We start from the raw sequence: 18,005 nt of genomic DNA on the forward strand, positions 1-18,005 counted from the left end.
TATCATGAAATATTCTTGGAAGCGCTTGGCGATAAAGGGTGTTTCTTCTATAATTAGATATATAGAAAGTGAGGCAGGCGATGAAATATATTGACTTAATTACGGCACTATCGAACGCGAAAGGAGCTCCTGGATTCGAAGAGGAAGTTGTTGAAGTGTTGCAACAATTTAGGGGTTCTTACTCGATGCAGGTAGATTCCATGCATAACACTTACTTTAATCTCCAGTCTATCGATTCAAGTAAACCAACTGTGATGTTAGATGCGCACTTAGATGAAGTAGCCTTAATGGTTAAAGGCATTGATGCGCACGGCTTAATTACGCTCCAGACATTGGGAGGGTGGATGAATGAACATATTGCCGGACAGACGTACTTTGTCCGTAATCGTTGGGGAGAATATATTCGAGGTATTTGTACTTCCAAACCCATTCACTTCCTAACCCCAGCTGAACGTGAACGCAAGATAGAACTTCAAGACTTGAAAATTGATGTGGGCGTAAGATCACGCGAAGAAGCCATTGAAGTCTATGGAATTGAAGTAGGACAGCCAATCGTTCCAGCCACGCAAGCGGAAGTAAAAAGTGAAACAGGCTTTGTTTTAGGCAAAGCTTTTGACGATCGGATTGGCGTTGCATTGTCGGTAGCGATTATGAATGAGCTGGCGGATGAATTAGATCAGCTACCGTATAATCTAGTGGCTGCATTCTCTACTCAGGAAGAAGTTGGACTTCGTGGTGCTCAAGTGACAGCACAACGGGTCAAGCCACAAATGGCTTTTGTATTTGAAGGTTGCCCAAGTGATGACTTTACATCGAGCGATGCACTCGAACAAGGAAAATTAGGTTTTGGACCGCAAATACGTCACCGCGATGTAAGCTATATATCAAATTCACGAATTATTCAATGGCTGCAATCCGCAGCTGAGGCAAAGAACATCTCGCTTCAACATGCTGTAAGGGAAGGTGGCGGTACGAATGCTGGTTCGATTCATTTAGCGCAACAGGGTATTCCATGTGGTGTGATCAGTGTGCCTGCAAGATATGTTCACAGTCATGCAAGCTATATTTGTTATCAAGATTTTGAGGATGCACGTCAACTCATGTTAGCGACATTGAGAGGGTTAACTCAAGAAGATATCGATCAATTTGAGTTGCGTTCGTATTAGGTGATGAATAAAATGGCAAAAAAAGATAAAACAAATGTAATGCGAATATTAGATCAACAACGTCTGGACTATGATGCATATCAATTTGAAGGTGATACTCCTTCTATCTCCGATGCCCCAATCTATAAAACGTTGGTAACCGTTGGGAAGTCAAAGGAACACTATGTCTTTGTAATTCCACTCGATTGTGAGTTGGATCTCAAGAAAGCAGCCCAAGTCGTGGGTGAGAAGAGTATCCATATGATTAAAGAGAAAGAATTATTACCTTTAACTGGCTATGTGCACGGAGGGTGCTCGCCAATCGGGATGAAAAAACACTTCGTGACAATTCTTGATGATTCGGCGAAGACACTTGATAAAATAATTTTTAGTGGTGGAAGAGTTAAATTTTCAGTTGGGATGAAACCAGACCAATTACTAGAACTTGTAAACGGACAATATGGCAATGTAGCTTCAGAGCATTGAAAGGATAGAAGAGATGGCAGAATTTAGTTTTGAAATTCAAGAGCACGTCGGTGTATTATCGGAAAAACCGAACGGTTGGTCTAAAGAATTAACTCGCGTTTCTTGGAATGGGCGCGAAGCAAAGTATGATATTCGGGACTGGAGTTCAGATTATTCAAAAATGGGTAAGGGAGTTACCTTTACTGAAGAAGAATTACGAAGTTTACATAATTTGTTAGAAGAATTGTTTAACTAGCGATACAAAAGAAGGAGCGAAAAATGTATCAATTTGATGAAGTTGTGGAACGGCGAGGCACTTTAAGTAAAAAGTGGGATCCACAGACCTTAGAAGAGATGTTTGGTAATCAAGAAGCGCTACCACTATGGGTAGCAGACATGGATTTTCGAGTACCACCCGAAGTAATCAACCATTTAAAACAAGCAGTAGAACATGGAATTTATGGATACTCAATGGGGGAACAAGCAAATCAAGCTTTTGCAAGTTGGGTCGAACGCCGTCACCATTGGACAATCAAATCCGAATGGATTGTAAATACACCAGGGGTCGTCGTAGGTTTAAATAATGCGATTCAAGTTTTTACCCAACCCGGGGACCAAGTACTAATCCAACAACCCGTCTATCCACCTTTCTATCACAGTATTATCAATAATGGAAGACAAGTAGCTAATAACCCATTAATTCGTCAGGGAGATCAATATCAAATCGATTTTGAACACTTCGAAACGCTAGCCAAAGATCCACTGACTCGCTTATTTATTTTATGCTCACCGCATAATCCATTAGGTCGAATTTATACACCTGATGAATTGAAACGGATGTTTGATATTTGCTTCAAATATGATGTTCAAGTCATTGTGGATGAAATCCATAACGATATTATTATGCCAGGGTATGAGTTCACAACGATAGGACAATTAGGCGAAGCCTATTATCAACGAATTATTACTTGTATGGCTCCGAGTAAATCATTTAATATTGCGGGATTACAGTGGTCGGCGATGGTCATTCCAGATGAAGGAATTCGTCAAAAATTCAGTCGTCACTTAGAACAAATGGGAATTCGACTCTGTAATCCTCTCAGCTTTGTTGGAGTGGAAGCGGCTTATCAGTATGGAGATAGCTGGTTAGACACGTTAATTGTCTATCTCAATGATAATTATCATTATATGAAAGAGCGTTTGGCTCAATCACTGCCGTCACTTGAAATACTAGAATTACAAGCTACCTACCTTTCTATTTTAGACTTCTCGAATTATCTGCTCGATGAGGCCACGCTCGAAGATTTAATTTATCGAAAAGCTGGGGTAGCATTGAATGCAGGAATTTGGTTTGGAGAAGCGGGTGAGGGATTGATGCGAATCAATCTCGCTTGTCCGAGAGCAACTTTAGAAGAAGCACTCAATCGTTTGATTGAAGCTTTAACCCCCTTTGAAAACAAGGCTTAACATAAATACCGTGGAAGACCGAAAAATTCGGCTCCACGGTATTATTAGTTTAATTCAATATAGATTGATTGAGCTAAATCAAGACTAATTATCAACTCATCACCTTGCGAATTAATAATACGATAGGCTTGGTCAATGGGCTCTTGTTGAATAAATTGATAGGATCCATTGAGAGAGATGCCTAATCGATCAGCGTAATCTAACACCTCACGCTGGTCATTAAATGCTCGAATCACGAATTTAACAGGTTCTTCAAGGGATGATAATGGCAAATAATTATCGCTCGTCCAACCACTGCCGAGCACCGGAATGGTCCCGCCATGAGGATCCTGCGTTGGCTGTCCTAAAAATTGATAGAGACGTTCAATCAGTCGGTCGCTCGAAGCGTGTTCGAGGCGATCGGCTTCTTCATGTACTTCAGACCAATCATAATGTAATACGTCGACGAGAAAAACTTCCCAAATTCGATGTTTACGAATTAATTCAATGGATAAATCTAATCCAGACTGAGTTAATTTAGCACCTTTATAGGGAATATAGTGGAGTAATCCTTGCTGTTCCAGGCGAATATTCATTTCCGTTGCGGAAGCTCCAGAGATGTTAAGTAATTGGGTAATTTCTTTATTTGACACATGCCGTGTGCCACCACCCATTTCAAAAATCGCCTTCAGGTAGTTTTCTTTACTCGGTGTCATAGGTCGCCTCCTTTAAGGTTAGTATAACATGAAAAATTAATCCTGTATCAATTTTAGGTTGACCTAAAAATTATTTTAGGGTAGCCTTAAATTAGAAAATATTAAAGGAGATGTAAAGATGTCAAAATTTAAAAAAATAATTGTTGCATTCGTTTTAGGAATGTTATGTTTAGGTCAAGTTGGTCTTGTAGGTCATGCTGAAGAGAAGAAAACTGTAACCGCCACTACTTCGTTTTTGTATGATATGGTGAATGTTTTAGCTGGGGATGCAGTGAATAATGAGTTAATTATTCCGGCGGGAGAAGATCCGCACGTTTATACGCCGAAGCCACAAGATTTAGTAAAGTTAAAGGAAGCAGATTTGGTATTATATCACGGTTTGCACTTTGAAGGTCGAATGATTGATGTTTTAGAAGAAATAGGATACGCAGTTTCAGAGACTTTTACTGAAGATCAGGTTGGTCGGATGGAACAGGACGGTGAGATAGTCATTGACCCTCACTTCTGGTTTGATATCGATTTGTACAAAGAAGCAGTTAATAATGCGGCGGCAAAATTATCTGAATTAGTTCCAGAAGCGAAAGATAGCATTGAAGCGAATAAAGAAGCTTATTTAGCAGAACTCGATGAACTCGACCAGTACGCGCAAGAACAATTCCAAGCAATTCCAGAAGAAAATCGTTTTTTAGTCACTCCGCATGATGCATTTAATTACTTATCAAGACGCTATGCAATTCCTGTAATTGCACCACAAGGTGTATCAACGGATACAGAGGTGGCGAATGCCGATATTGATGAAACGGTTAATGCGATTGTCGAGAACAAGATTAAAGCAATTTTTGCAGAATCTACGACAGACCCTGCTCGAATGGAAAAATTAAAAGAAGCTTGCAAAGCAAAAGGGTTTGATGTGGAAGTCGTTCACGGTGAAGGTCAAGAATTATTCTCAGACTCTCTGGCACCGGAAGGACAACCTGGAGATACATACTTAACAATGTATCGACATAATATTGATTTAATTACAAGTCACTTAAAATAATTAAATAAAGGAGTGTTGATGATGAGTCAACCATTGATTCAAGTTCGCGATTTGACAATGGCTTATCATGACAAACCGGTCATCTGGGATGTGGACTTAGATATTCCACAAGGATCGCGAACGGCGATCATTGGTCCCAATGGCGCGGGTAAATCCACTCTACTGAAAGGGATTCTAGGCTTAGAGTCCCTTTTAGCAGGTGAAGTCTTGATTCAAGGTAAAAAAGCGAAAGATTTACTGAAAGAAATCGCCTATATTCCGCAAACTTCTTCGGTGAATTGGAATTTTCCGACAACCGTTGAAGATGTGGTTTTAATGGGCCGTTATGTCCACTTAGGATGGCTTAAACGCCCTACGAAGCTCGATCGAGAGATTGCTGATGCGGCATTAGAAGAGATCGGTTTATACGAATTGCGCCACCGTCAAATTTCACAATTATCAGGCGGTCAACGCCAACGTACGTTTATTGCAAGAGCTATCGCTCAACAAGCAGATATTTATATGATGGACGAGCCGCTTGCTGGAGTGGATAAGCGAACGGAAGCAATTATTATTGATTTTCTTGAACGTTCTCAATCTGAAGGAAAAACATCGATTGTTGTTCACCATGATTTGAACACATTATCGAGCTATTTTGATTATTTAGTGATCTTGAATAAAGAATTAATTGCTGCAGGTCCGCTTGACCAAGTCTTTACAAAACAAAATCTTGAACAGGCCCAGATGTTATCCTTACAGACGATACTTCCGGAGGAGGAATCACCATGCTCGATTGGCAAATCTTAACCAGCTATTCCTTCATATTAATTGCGGTAGGGACCTTCCTTCTCGCTAGTTCTGCAGGTGTGATTGGGACGATAAGTGTGTTAAAAGGACAATCGCTGATTGGAGATGCGATAGGGCATGCGGCTTATCCAGGGATTATTATTGCTTTTATGCTGACGTTAACAAAAAATCCAACTTATTTATTATTGGGAGCTCTATTTACTGGGACGTTAGCTTTTGGCTTAATTCAGTTAATCAATCATTATTCAAAAGTTGAGTTAGATGCGATTCTAGCCATTGTGTTATCGATGTTCTTTGGGATGGGGATGGTATTAAAAACTTGGATTCAAGGACACCCCATTTATTCACAACAATCGCAAGCAGGATTAAATAATTATATCTTTGGTCAAGCAGCGTATATTATGGAACAAGATGTCCGTTTGATATTGATTGTTTCGATTATTTCATTATCCATTTTCGCTCTGTTCTTTAAAGAATTTAAAATTTTTATTTTTGATGAAGGGTATAGTCAAGCTACAGGATTTCATGCAAAAACAATGTATACCTTACTCGTCTTAATGACAATGTTTATCATTGGGGTAGGTCTTAAATTAGTCGGAACAATCCTTATTGCTTCATTGTTAATCGTTCCAGCGGTTACAGCCTTACAATGGAGTAATCAATATCATAAAGTCTGTTTTATTGCTGCAGGTGTTGGAGGTATCTCGGCAGTGATTGGAACTTATATTTCAACTGTCCATCTCGGATTTAGTACAGGCCCCACCATTATTGTCGTAATGACAACCTTAGCCCTAATCTCTCTAGTCATCGGACGGCGTGGTGTCATCCATCGTTGGCGACAAAGGAGGTCATCAAAGTGTTAGTATGGGATGAAATATTAAAGTTATTTATAACGTCATTTGAATCTTATGTCTTGTTAATTTTAACTGCGGTGACCTGTGCTTTGATTGGCGCCTTTTTGGTACTACGTAAATTATCAATGATTGCCGATGCCATTTCACATTCTGTTTTGCTTGGGATTGTCTTAGGTTTCTTTTTAGCAGGAAATTTAGACTCGCCTTTGCTGATTATTGGTGCAGCAACTTTTGGTATTTTAACGGTTTGGGCGACTGAAGGATTGACTCAAACGGGTCTGGTAGAAAATGATGATGCGGTTGGAATTGTTTACCCATTTTTCTTTGCGCTAGCAGTCATTTTAATTACACGCTTTGCTAGCAATGTTCATTTGGATATGGATGTGGTGTTAACTGGGGAAGTATTATTCGCTCCATTTGCTCGAATCGAATTATTCGGGTGGGATTTACCACGCGCGGTGGTTGAGATGGTTGTTTTATTCGGGGTTAACCTTTTATTTATTACGCTATGCTTTAAAGAATTAAAAGTTACTACCTTTGACCGTGATTTTGGTTACATGGCAGGTTATAATATGACCGTGCTCTTTTACTTATTGATGACATTGGTCTCAATTACGACGGTCGTATCCTTCGATGCTGTAGGGGCGATTTTAGTGGTTGCTTTTTTAGTGGGGCCTGGAGCAACAGCTTATTTAACGAGCAAAACCTTAAGTGGTATGCTCACGTTATCGGCTTGTTACGCTTTTTGGAATGCCACTTTGGGTTATATTATCGGCATTGTTCTGAATGTATCGATTGGGGGGATGGCTTCCGTCATTACAGGCTTAACATTTATCCTAGTATTTTTATTCCATCGTCAAGGCTTAATTACTTCGCTAATTATTCAAAGACGTCGTAAACATCAATTGAAGCAAGATTTGATTTTATTACATATTCAAAGTCATACTCAGCAAAATCAAGAACAAGAAGAATTGGCAGTCGATACGCTGTCAGAACACTTTAAGTGGAATCAAAATATCATTAACACGACTTTGAAAGAGTTATTTAAAGCGGATTTAATTTATGTTGATGCAGACCGGAAAATTTATCAATTAACTTCCTTAGGACAAGCTCGTTTAGATTATATTCGAGAATATTACGAAATTTAATCGATTTTAAATCGAATTCTGATTGAGTTCTATAATGGTATGTGTTACAATTCGTATGTTACACAATATAGGTACGAATAACTGTGGTCTAGCCTATAGATCACGGCAGAAAGGAAGTAATAGAATGAAGAAAGATATCCATCCAGAATACCATCCAGTCGTATTCCGTGATACTACGACAGGTTATGAATTTCTATCTGGTTCTACAAGAACTTCTAACGAGACAGTTGAATGGGAAGATGGCAATACGTATCCATTAATTCGTGTTGAAATTTCATCAGACTCTCATCCATTCTACACTGGACGTCAGAAATTCACGCAAGCCGATGGTCGTGTGGACCGTTTCAACAAGAAATACGGCTTCAAAGACGAAAACGCAGAATAATCATTTTGATATGCCACTGGAATATTTCCAAGGTGAAAGCTACTCTCTTCGGGGAGTAGCTTTTTTTATGTATCAACGCTACACTTAGAGCAGAGATTCATTGGGGGAATAATATTCGTAAAGGAGAGGTTAAAACGTGGATCATTATCAAAAAGCAGCTCAATTAATTAAGGATGCCAAGCATTTGGTCGCTTTGACAGGCGCAGGGATATCGACCGAATCGGGAATTCCAGATTTTAGAGGGACCGGAGGGTATTATCAAACGATCCTGCCGCAGGAAGCTTTATCTGTGAGTATTTTGTATCAAAATCCTGAACGATATTATCGAGAGGGCTATACCATTATTCAAGATGTGCTCGATAAAGAACCGAACGTGTCACATCAAATATTAGTAGATTGGCAACAAAGAGGTTATTTGCAGGAGATTATTACGCAAAATATCGATGATTTGCATCAAAAAGCAGGAAGCCAATCGGTATTGCAAGTACACGGCGATGCCTCAAAGAATCATTGTGAAGATTGCGGGTATTCAGAAGGTGCGATGACTTTTGATCAACGGATTCAACGCGGAGAGATTCCTCCGCGCTGCCCTGAGTGCGGCGGAATATTGCGAACCAATGTCGTTTTATTTGGCGATTCAATGCCGACAGCGTTTGATCAAGCGATGACTGCCGTTGCACGTGCGGATACGATGATTGTTATCGGATCATCCTTAGAAGTCATGCCGGTGGCATATTTGCCTAGCCTGGTCAAACATTTGATTATTATCAATTTAGAACCCACGCCGTTAGACTCTTATGCAGATGTTGTTCTTCATCAAAAAGCCAGTCAGGCGCTTCAACAAATTCAACATTATCTATAGATATAAATACGTGCGAGAGATGTATCGATAAAGCATCTTCCGCACGTATTTTTAATAATACTTATAGTTGATTGATCAAGTTTCGGGCCAATTCACGCGCTTTTTGTTGGATCAATAAAATATTATTATTGGCATATTGAATCTTTGAAATCCAATGTCCTAATAGATAAAGATTTGGTTGGTGACCACTTCTCGGCCGGATAACTTCACAATTAGGCCAACTGACATGGATTCCACCTCGGTAGTAAGGGGTAATGATTTCGCGATCATAAAGATTTTTGACGAAAGGATCATGGTGGGCGGCTCGAGTCACATCGAATTCAAATCCTGCAGTATTAATTAATAGATCTACTGCAATTTGTTTATTTTCTTGCGTTGTAACGAGAAAGCTTTCATCATCTTGAATATCAATGGACTGAATATTAGAGACAAGATCAACTTGGCCTTGATGGTACGCTTTAAAAAATACATCAAAAGATTCAGCTGGAATTTGACTGAGATAGCGATTAAATTTCGGTGCGTAATCTTGTTCATAGCGGTCTCGGTCGCTTGGTGTCAGAGCTTGATAGAGATCAGGGAAAAATTGGTTTAAATAAACAATATAGGATTGTAATTTGTTGATTTCTGGTTCATCATGCTTAAGCGCAGCTTCAACGGATTTAAGAGACCCCATTGACTCGGATATTTTGAGTTGCTCGAGATCAATTTGATTTTCTTTTAAATCACTTTTTAGGGTTTTGATGAATTGATTAAGCGGTAAGTGGCCCCATTTCTTAACTTGTGAATCAATCCAGTTATGATTAATGGCACTATAAATCTTTCCTAAATCTCTTGATTTTTTTACAGAGTTAAAGGGGGTATCAATGTGGCTGAGTAATTGAATGGGTTCATCGAATTGGATGTGATGAACGAGAAACTTTAAAGCGTCCATTGCCGAAAGCGACGTACCGATAATTCCAACACGCTGGGTTGGGTGAATATGTTGGAGCTTTTCCTGAATCGGAAATGGATTTTGAATAAAGTTTGGTTGCCCAGCTAAATCATAATAATCGGCATATGGAGGATGTCCGATACTTAAGAATACAGCGTCATAAGCATCACTCCAGAGCTCATTATCAGACTGAAGATAATATTTGGCGCTATCGATTTTCAAATCTTTAATACCACGCTGAATTACGTGGACGTGAGGGTGTTCAAAAGCCCCTCCCAAGCGATCAATTAAATATTCACCATAAATCGACCGAGGTAAAAAAGCATGGGGATCAGCGTAACTTGGGTAATGTTCGTCTAACCATTTGAGCGTATCGGAAGGATCACCGGGTTTAACAGATACGTCTTGGGCATGTAAGTTAAGAATTGCTTCGTCAGTATCAGGTTGATAGGCTTGTCCCACACATAGTAAGTTACGGGGTTCACAAACATCTATTTGTAGTTTATTGATAGTTGGATGGTGGACGAATTCATTGACTAATGTCGCACCGCTTAATCCAGCGCCAACGATGGCCATTTTCATGAGATTTAATCTCCTTTAATATAATTAATTTTCGTAAATAAATTGAATCAAACGATTAACAAACGTTGCGGTGATTCCCCACAGACGTTCATCGGGTAGCGAATAAAATAGGATCGGATAATCACTCAATGCATCAAAAGGATAACGCTGTCCTTCGGGGATAAGGTCGAATGGAAAGCGATCACGTTTGACGTCGTAAGTTCTTGTTAAAGCGTGTATTTCAGGGGGATGGGTTTTAAAGAATTCGATGGGTACGGTAAAGATTCGTTCCACTTCTGAATTTGCTGTAAAATTTTCGATATCAAATTCGGTTAATACACCGACAAAGCAGTGAATCCATCTTCCAAAATCGATGATTGAATCCAATTCCCCAAGGATTTTGATGGTTTCAGGCTCGATTAGCAGCTCTTCGCAAGTCTCGCGAATTGCGGCTTGCCCTGGAGTTTCATCGTTGTCAACGCGTCCGCCAGGGAATGAGGTCTCCCCAGGTTGGGAGATGGTTGCGCTGCGTATTTCAAAAAGAAGGTGCCATTCGTCCTGAATTTGGACGAGCGGCATTAAAATCGCATAGATGCGCTGGACGCCTAGGGGCTGAGGTTGATATGATTTTAATCGTTTCATCCATGAATCCATTAAGAATATCTCCAATCTACTATTCAAATCACAAAATAATCGGTATACTTAGTGTATCAGAGGAGGGAGCATATGGGTAATATAAAACCAGATGTAATTCACAAATTTTTAATGTTTTTGCGAAATCATCGCGGACCGTATGTTGCATTCGATCAAATTATTGAAGGGTTCATACAACAGTTTAGAGTGACAGATCAAGAGTTGGAAAGATTGTTTGAATATTTCGTTCATATGAAACCATGGGATGAAGTAGCCCAATTAATCGATGCGTCGCTAATCCGTGAAGAAAGACAAGGCAATACGGCGAAACAGGAAAAGGCAACGATTGTAGCTTTTCCAAAGAGTAAGACAAAAAACAAATCAAAAGCAAAGCCTAAAATAAAAGCAGTGTCCAAAAAAGCATCGGCAAATACTTCAGTGAAAACTCAAGCGAAAAATAATTCCTCTAAGACAGAAGTTGATTCGCCACTTAAAGGGGTCCGAGGACGAGCTCATTCTAAGCTAACGGAAATGGGACTGACAACCGTTGAGTCCTACCGGAATGTGACCGTAGAGGAATTAGTGAGTCAGCCTGGAATTGCTGAGGGGACGATCAAGTGTCTTCGAAAAAATGGTGTTGTCTTTAAAGGAGAATAAAGTGAAGTCGAAGTTATTAACAGCCAATGGCATTAGTCATTATTTGGCAGGTCGAGGCGAAGCGAACTTTAAGGCTGAGACGGCAGGGGACCAGCTTATCCCATCTTATCAATGGATTGAAAAGCAACTTGAATCAACCCCGCAGGCGCTTTATACCGCACGGCAAGTTCACGGAAATCGGGTCATCTATTGCGATGGCAATAATGGGGAGCAAATGCCTTGGGGAAGATTGGCAGGAGATGCCGATGGATTGATCACGGACCGACCTGGCATTGCCTTACTGGTAAAATTTGCCGACTGTACACCGGTAGTGTTATATGATACGCAGCGCAAAGTATTGTCCATTGTTCATTCAGGTTGGCGAGGGACGGTACAACGAATTGCCCAGCAAGCATATGACCAGATGGTGAATGAATTTGGATGTCAGTTGAAAGATATGATTGCCTATATTGGACCTTCAATTGATCAAGCGAATTACCAAGTTGGTCGTGAAGTCTATGAAGCATTTGATGTTTTTTCAGAACGTGACACTTTTATCGTTCCGGATGATGAAGGACGTTATCGGCTCAGTATGATCGATGCGAATCAATCGATTTTGACGGAATTAGGCTTCTCGCAAGAGCAAATTGAAGTTGCGAGCCAATCAACCTACACGACACCATCACTTCATTCTTGCCGGAGAGATTCACCACAATTTGGCTTGAATGCATTGGCAGTAATGATGCCGGTAGAATAAAAAGTTTCATAGCGTAAGTAGACTGAATTATGCTATAATGTGAACGGATTTGATTCAAAAAGGAGATGAGAAGATGATTTCTGCAGTAGATTTAAAAGCGGGAATGACCATTATTGTTGATGGTAAATTAATTAAAGTATTGGAAGCAAGTCACCACAAACCAGGTAAAGGAAATACCGTAATGCGTATGAAATTACGTGATGTTAGAGCGGGATCAACGGTTGAGACGACTTTCCGCCCAGATGAAAAATTTGAGCGTGCTTATTTAGAAGATAAAGATGTTCAATATCTATATAACGCAGACAATAATGCGGTCTTTATGGATATGGAAACATTTGAACAATATGAAATTCCAATGAATACGATCGAAGATGAGTTAAAATACTTATTGGAAAATGAACAAACTAGCATCCAATTTTACGGCTCAGAAGTGATTGGGGTATCTTTACCACAAACAGTAGTTCTAACGGTAACTGAAACACAACCGTCAATTAAAGGTGCGACGGTAACAGGATCAGGAAAACCTGCGACAATGGAAACGGGATTAGTGGTTAACGTTCCAGACTTTATTGAAGTTGGCGAAAAATTAATTATTAATACAACTGACGGATCGTACCAAAAACGCGCATAATTGTTAATAAAGACTGCCATTATTGAGGGACACCTCATAATGGCAGTCTTTTGTGTTAAAGATTATTATTTATTTTTGTTCGGATTGGTATTTTTCCCAGTCTGCTAAGAATGAATCAATCCCGCGATCGGTTAATGGGTGAGACCATAATTTAGGGAAAATGGATCCAGGTACAGTCGCAATATCAGCACCTGCTAAAGCGGAACCTTCTAAGTGAGGTAAGTGGCGGATACTTGCTGCAATAATTTCGGTTGAGAAGCCATAAATATCCATCACTTCTTTTAAATCTGCAACGAGTTGGAGACCGTCTGCACCAATATCATCAAGGCGACCTAAAAATGGACTAATATAAGTAGCACCAGCTTTTGCTGCCATCAGTCCTTGGGCGACGGTGAAGATTAAGGTTACATTGGTCTTAATACCTTCTTGTGAAAGTGTATGGACGGCTTTTAGACCTGCTTCGGTCATCGGAATTTTAACGACAACATTATCAGCCCAAGCCGCGACTTCGCGAGCTTCATTAACCATCTCTTCGTAAGTTAACCCGACAACTTCTGCGCTGACAGGACCTTTAACTTCACGACAGATGTCTACGATCACTTCTTTGAATGGTAAGTTCTCCTTAGCAATCAACGTAGGGTTAGTGGTGACTCCATCGACTAAGCCGAGTGCGTTGATGCGTTTAATCTCTTCGATATTTGCTGTGTCTAAGAAAAATTTCATCCCAAAACTCCTTTGCTTTTTAATGATTTTATTATAACATAATTATTTCAAGTAATCGCTTTAATCGTCTGTCGATTGAGAAATTAAAGTAAGATGACTTTTACAAATAGAGTCGCTATGATATGATATGACATGCGAATTATTACGTACTAAATGAAGTGTGCATAATGAAAGAGGAAATAAATATGATAAAAGTTCTAGCAACAGCAGAATCCTTAGAGCAAGGACGCGAATTGGTCGACCTTGGCGTTGATCAATTACTGATTGGAGAAGCTGTTTTCGGTTTGCGCATTCCAGGACATTTTTCGGAAGAAGCGATGGCGGAGATGATTGACTATGCGCATCAACATAATGTCGAAGTAATTGTGGCAGCCAATGCCATCTTGCATAATGATAAGATAGAGCAGGCACGTCCTTTTTTAAGACGGATTAAAGCGTTAGGCGCGGATAAATTATTAGTTGGTGATACCGGTCTGATTCAAATCTTAAAAGAGCCGGATTGTTCGATGCCTTATATTTATGATGCGGCAACCTTAGTTGCTAGTGCGGGGCAAGTGAATTTTTGGAGTCGATATGGTGCGGTAGCTTCGTTTGTAGCTAGAGAAGTTCCTTATTATGAATTAGTTGAGATGGCAAAAGAAGCGGTAATTCCATTGTACTATCAAGTATATGGAGCGACGTGTATTCATCATAGCCGCCGTCAATTATTGGAGAATTATTTTAACTATATTCAAGCGGAACCCAGTCGATTTGAAGATCGACACTTAGCGTTATCGACCCCAAATAATCCGGACTCGCATTATGCAATCTTTGAAGATTCGCATGGTACCCATATTTTTGCAGATAATGACTTAGATCTACTACCTTACTTAAATGATTTGGTAGAATGTGGCGTGAATCACTGGTTTTTAGATGGTATTTTATGCCCTAAGGAACATTATAATCGCATTATCAGTGTATATTTAGAGGCAAAACGACGGATTGAAAGTAATCAGTGGAACGAAGAAGTGATGCAAGCTCTTGATGAACAATTGCATCAATTTCAACCGGCTTATCGAGATTTAGATACTGGATTCTTCTTACATGAACCAGGAACTGTTAAATAATAAGGAGTAAATGATGACAGAAATAGTAAAACAACCAAGACCTGCGATGGAGAATGGGTTAAAACGTCCAGAATTATTAGCGCCTGCAGGTAGCTTAGAAAAATTAAAAATCGCGATTCATTATGGAGCCGATGCGGTCTATATTGGTGCTCCTGCGTATGGCTTAAGAAGCCGTGCACGTAACTTTGACTACGATCAGATGCGTGAAGGAGTAGAATTCGCACACGCCCGAGGTGCTAAAGTCTATTGTGCGACTAATATGGTCACCCATATGGGGGACGAAAAAGGAGCGGGAGAATTTTTCCGGACAATTCGAGATATTGGGATTGATGCGGTTATTATATCAGACCCTGCCTTAATGCACATTTGCGCAACTGAAGCGCCTGGTTTAGAGATGCATCTTTCTACACAACAATCTGCGGTAAACTATGAAACATTGAACTTCTGGCAAGATGCAGGATTAACTCGCTGTGTATTAGGTCGTGAAGTTTCAATGCAAGAAATTGAAGAAATTCGAGCTAATACCGATGTAGAAATCGAAGTCTTTATTCATGGTGCGATGTGTATTTCTTATTCAGGTCGTTGTACTTTATCAAACCATATGGCACATCGTGATGCGAACCGTGGTGGCTGTTGTCAATCTTGCCGCTGGAAATATGGGCTGTCCGATATGATTACGTTAGATGAACGCTTAACCGTAGAGAGTGAGCATGAAGAGTTAGAGTCAGCCTTTGCAATGAGTGCGGTTGACCTATCGATGATTGAGCACATTCCGGATATTGTAAATTCGGGGGTAGACTCATTAAAAATTGAAGGTCGCATGAAGTCGATTCACTATGTCTCTACGGTTTGCAACGTTTATCGTAAAGCAATCGATTCTTACTTAGAAGACCCAGAGAATTACGAGCTCAAGCAAGAGTGGGTGGATGAATTATGGAAGACCGCTCACCGTGAGTTAGCGACAGGTTTCTTCTACGGTCAACCGACAGAGAAGGAACAAATTTTTGGACAACCCCGTGAAATACGTCAATATCGATTTGTAGCAGAAGTTCTAGATTATGATGAAGCCACACAAATTGCGACCGTCCAACAACGTTATAAGTTTGAAAAAGGGGACGAAGTTGAATTTTACGGACCTGGCTTACGTCATCAATATGATGTGATTGATGAGATATGGGATGAAGAGGGTGTGCTTGTTACGGAAGCACCAAATCCAATGGACATCTTTAAAATTCGGGTAAAACACCCACTTAAACCACATGATATGATTCGAAAAGCAGATTTAGATTAGAAGAGAGAAAAGACAGCCATAGCGCTGTCTTTTTAGCGTAGAGATTCTATAAACTTAATTTTGATCGATCCACTGTTGTTGGTGTTGGCGCGAAATGCGCATAAGCTCTGTATAAAAATCAGCCAGTGCATCTTCAAATTCTGAATTGGCAAGGTATCCTTGCACTTTCATAATGACTTGTTTTTCGCGTTGAGCATCTAAAATCGGCAGTTGATGTTTTAATTTTATTTGAGCAACTTCTTCAACGACATGCATGCGCGCTTCAAAAAGTCGGACGAGTTCACGGTCGATTTGATCAATTTGCTGACGTTGTTGTTCTAACATTTGAATCATCCTTTCTATTTCTATGGAAGAGGAATCAGATAATGGCCTAATGGATAGCCTATAAATGTAGCGATTAAAATGCTAATGACGAGAATCCATCCTCCATATTTAAGGCAGTCGCGGGAAGAGGTCCAATTAGAACCGATAGATAGGGCGACATATGGCATGGCTGGCGGGGTCATTAATGCGATGGAGGCAATAAAACCAATTAAGCACGCGACCACACCGACGTTAAAGTTCTGTGTCATTTGAGTAGCAGCAACCGTTGTTAAAATGGTTGTGACCATTGTCGTGGTGACGAGGTTGGAAGCAAAGTTGGTTTGCACTCCAGCCCAAGTGATAAATAATAAGCACATCATAAGGGGTGTTAAACCAACAAGAACGGTCCCGAGATGAGACTCAATCAATTGAGTCACGCCAAATTCCGGATTTGTTAGCACATTTCCTAAACTTAATGTGGCTGCAACAATCAGTAGGCTCGGCCAGTAGACACCACGCTGAATGGCTTCAGGCAAATGGATTAAAGGTTTGCCTTGAAGATGGATGCCGGCAAGTAGTAAGCAGCAGAGCATTGGGGGAAAGGCAATGCCCGCGGTTTTGAAAAAGAGTGCCACATTCGGCCAGAGCCCCCCCAGCAGTTCCGGAACAATCCACATTAATACCATTGCGATAAAAACTGCAATCGTCCACCGCTCCTGAGTGTCTACCGGAGGCAAATCTTTCAGAGAATGGACGGTTTGAATTTGAATGTCTGACAAATCAAAACGCCATAAATATTTGAGTGAAAAGAGTAGTAATAGAAAAATAATCAACCCCGCAGGGACCGCGAAAGACATATATTGCGCGTTACTAATGGTGACGCCTGATGCACTCGAATAGATTCCCATTGCAGTAATCGCAAACACATGATTAATGGGTGTCATCGCTGTCCCAATCGCAATCGTTGAAAATAGGGCAATTAACAGTTGAGATGCTCGTCGATCTCCCTTTTTTAAGTCAAATTGATGCATGATTTCTTCGTAAAGTGGAAAGATAATCATAAATAAAATGGTTGGAGAAATAAAGGATGCTAATAGCAAAATAACAGACAAAAACGCGAAGATAAATCGCTCAGCAGATACTTGTGCAAAACGGCTATTCATCGCCCACGCAATCACGCGTTTCAGGGCATAAGTTTGTTCGAGGGCATAGGTCACAATAAACGTAAAGAATAAGAAAACAAAGGTCGTATTGCCAAAGGATAATGTAAAGACTTCGCTATATGTCAGTCCCGGTAGCAAACCTAGACCGATAAGTGTAATTAAGCTCGGCCAGTCAATGGCTACCTTGAGCCATAAAATAAGACTTGCTAAAAATAATGCGAGCAATTGACTCGTTACAGGGGCAATATTTCCAATATACCAACCTTGCCATCCAATCAGTACGCCGATGGATAAAATCATCAAGCTGAGAAATATATAAGGATTAAATTGACGTGATTTTGTAGGGGGCATAAGTGATCTCCTATCTTTATGTTCTTAACGCATATCATACGTCATTAATTCAAAGGTATTATATCATATACAA

At 40.2% G+C, this 18,005-nt stretch carries 21 protein-coding genes; 15 read left to right on the forward strand and 6 right to left on the reverse strand.

Features of this window, described 5'->3' with window-relative positions:
- The first annotated feature begins 80 nt into the window (after positions 1-80).
- The 4 genes from CYJ57_RS00125 to CYJ57_RS00140 are packed head-to-tail and all read left to right on the forward strand — an operon-like array spanning position 81 to position 3,077.
- Positions 81-1,166 (forward strand): M42 family metallopeptidase, encoded by a 1,086-nt coding sequence (locus CYJ57_RS00125; protein ID WP_101953598.1) that lies wholly within the window; start codon positions 81-83, stop codon positions 1,164-1,166.
- Positions 1,167-1,178: 12 nt separating this feature from the next.
- Positions 1,179-1,631: an aminoacyl-tRNA deacylase gene (locus tag CYJ57_RS00130; protein WP_101953599.1), complete on the forward strand. Its 453-nt coding sequence runs from the start codon at positions 1,179-1,181 to the stop codon at positions 1,629-1,631.
- 13 nt (positions 1,632-1,644) lie between these two features.
- The gene (locus CYJ57_RS00135) at positions 1,645-1,866 is read left to right on the forward strand and encodes a YdbC family protein (protein WP_101953600.1); all 222 of its coding nucleotides are present in this window, start codon (positions 1,645-1,647) and stop codon (positions 1,864-1,866) included.
- A gap of 23 nt (positions 1,867-1,889) precedes the next feature.
- Positions 1,890-3,077: a MalY/PatB family protein gene (locus CYJ57_RS00140; RefSeq protein WP_101953601.1), complete on the forward strand. Its 1,188-nt coding sequence runs from the start codon at positions 1,890-1,892 to the stop codon at positions 3,075-3,077.
- Between the two features lie 44 nt (positions 3,078-3,121).
- Here CYJ57_RS00140 and CYJ57_RS00145 read toward each other — a convergent pair whose 3' ends face one another.
- The gene (locus CYJ57_RS00145; RefSeq protein ID WP_101953602.1) at positions 3,122-3,772 is read right to left on the reverse strand and encodes a metal-dependent transcriptional regulator; all 651 of its coding nucleotides are present in this window, start codon (positions 3,770-3,772) and stop codon (positions 3,122-3,124) included.
- Between the two features lie 118 nt (positions 3,773-3,890).
- On the opposite strand from CYJ57_RS00145, the gene CYJ57_RS00150 reads away from it, so the two are divergent.
- From CYJ57_RS00150 to CYJ57_RS00175, 6 genes are all read left to right on the forward strand, one after another.
- Positions 3,891-4,811 (forward strand): metal ABC transporter solute-binding protein, Zn/Mn family, encoded by a 921-nt coding sequence (locus tag CYJ57_RS00150; RefSeq protein WP_006700761.1) that lies wholly within the window; start codon positions 3,891-3,893, stop codon positions 4,809-4,811.
- Between the two features lie 18 nt (positions 4,812-4,829).
- Positions 4,830-5,597, forward strand: a complete 768-nt coding sequence (locus CYJ57_RS00155; protein ID WP_425319849.1) for a metal ABC transporter ATP-binding protein — start codon at positions 4,830-4,832, stop codon at positions 5,595-5,597.
- Positions 5,576-6,460: a metal ABC transporter permease gene (locus CYJ57_RS00160; RefSeq protein WP_006700763.1), complete on the forward strand. Its 885-nt coding sequence runs from the start codon at positions 5,576-5,578 to the stop codon at positions 6,458-6,460. Before CYJ57_RS00155 ends, CYJ57_RS00160 begins: the two co-directional genes overlap by 22 nt.
- A complete protein-coding gene (locus CYJ57_RS00165) occupies positions 6,454-7,599 on the forward strand; it encodes a metal ABC transporter permease (protein ID WP_101953605.1) in 1,146 nt (381 codons plus the stop codon). Before CYJ57_RS00160 ends, CYJ57_RS00165 begins: the two co-directional genes overlap by 7 nt.
- A 124-nt stretch (positions 7,600-7,723) precedes the next feature.
- Positions 7,724-7,984 carry a type B 50S ribosomal protein L31 gene (locus tag CYJ57_RS00170; RefSeq protein WP_006700765.1) on the forward strand — a complete coding sequence of 87 codons (261 nt, stop codon included), beginning with the start codon at positions 7,724-7,726 and terminating at the stop codon, positions 7,982-7,984.
- A gap of 136 nt (positions 7,985-8,120) precedes the next feature.
- On the forward strand, positions 8,121-8,846 hold the full coding sequence (locus tag CYJ57_RS00175; protein ID WP_101953606.1) for an SIR2 family NAD-dependent protein deacylase: 726 nt from the start codon (positions 8,121-8,123) through the stop codon (positions 8,844-8,846).
- A 61-nt stretch (positions 8,847-8,907) separates the two neighbouring features.
- Here the strand turns inward: CYJ57_RS00175 and CYJ57_RS00180 are convergent, their stop codons facing one another.
- Complete coding sequence (locus CYJ57_RS00180) at positions 8,908-10,359, reverse strand: FAD/NAD(P)-binding protein (protein WP_101953607.1); 1,452 nt, start codon at positions 10,357-10,359, stop codon at positions 8,908-8,910.
- Positions 10,360-10,383: 24 nt separating this feature from the next.
- Positions 10,384-10,980, reverse strand: a complete 597-nt coding sequence (locus CYJ57_RS00185) for an NUDIX hydrolase (RefSeq protein ID WP_219525529.1) — start codon at positions 10,978-10,980, stop codon at positions 10,384-10,386.
- An 84-nt stretch (positions 10,981-11,064) separates the two neighbouring features.
- Between CYJ57_RS00185 and CYJ57_RS00190 the strand changes: the two genes are divergently transcribed.
- From CYJ57_RS00190 to efp, 3 genes are all read left to right on the forward strand, one after another.
- Positions 11,065-11,628: a hypothetical protein gene (locus tag CYJ57_RS00190; RefSeq protein ID WP_101953609.1), complete on the forward strand. Its 564-nt coding sequence runs from the start codon at positions 11,065-11,067 to the stop codon at positions 11,626-11,628.
- Between the two features lies 1 nt (position 11,629).
- Complete coding sequence (gene pgeF, locus CYJ57_RS00195; RefSeq protein ID WP_180764337.1) at positions 11,630-12,364, forward strand: peptidoglycan editing factor PgeF; 735 nt, start codon at positions 11,630-11,632, stop codon at positions 12,362-12,364.
- Positions 12,365-12,437: 73 nt separating this feature from the next.
- Complete coding sequence (gene efp / locus CYJ57_RS00200; protein ID WP_101953611.1) at positions 12,438-12,995, forward strand: elongation factor P; 558 nt, start codon at positions 12,438-12,440, stop codon at positions 12,993-12,995.
- Positions 12,996-13,064: 69 nt separating this feature from the next.
- On the opposite strand, the gene fsa is transcribed toward efp, so the two are convergent.
- Complete coding sequence (gene fsa, locus CYJ57_RS00205) at positions 13,065-13,718, reverse strand: fructose-6-phosphate aldolase (RefSeq protein ID WP_101953612.1); 654 nt, start codon at positions 13,716-13,718, stop codon at positions 13,065-13,067.
- 185 nt (positions 13,719-13,903) lie between these two features.
- Between fsa and CYJ57_RS00210 the strand changes: the two genes are divergently transcribed.
- Positions 13,904-14,824 carry a peptidase U32 family protein gene (locus CYJ57_RS00210; protein ID WP_101953613.1) on the forward strand — a complete coding sequence of 307 codons (921 nt, stop codon included), beginning with the start codon at positions 13,904-13,906 and terminating at the stop codon, positions 14,822-14,824.
- Positions 14,825-14,837: 13 nt separating this feature from the next.
- Positions 14,838-16,115, forward strand: coding sequence for a peptidase U32 family protein (locus tag CYJ57_RS00215; RefSeq protein WP_244896554.1), 1,278 nt, complete (start codon positions 14,838-14,840; stop codon positions 16,113-16,115).
- A 54-nt stretch (positions 16,116-16,169) separates the two neighbouring features.
- Here CYJ57_RS00215 and CYJ57_RS00220 read toward each other — a convergent pair whose 3' ends face one another.
- Both CYJ57_RS00220 and CYJ57_RS00225 read right to left on the reverse strand, forming a co-directional pair.
- Positions 16,170-16,439, reverse strand: coding sequence for a chorismate mutase (locus tag CYJ57_RS00220; RefSeq protein WP_101953614.1), 270 nt, complete (start codon positions 16,437-16,439; stop codon positions 16,170-16,172).
- 20 nt (positions 16,440-16,459) lie between these two features.
- Positions 16,460-17,932 (reverse strand): SLC13 family permease, encoded by a 1,473-nt coding sequence (locus CYJ57_RS00225; protein WP_101953615.1) that lies wholly within the window; start codon positions 17,930-17,932, stop codon positions 16,460-16,462.
- Positions 17,933-18,005: the final 73 nt, after the last annotated feature.

The organism is Falseniella ignava (assembly GCF_002847645.1).
GTDB classification, from domain to species: domain Bacteria; phylum Bacillota; class Bacilli; order Lactobacillales; family Aerococcaceae; genus Falseniella; species Falseniella ignava.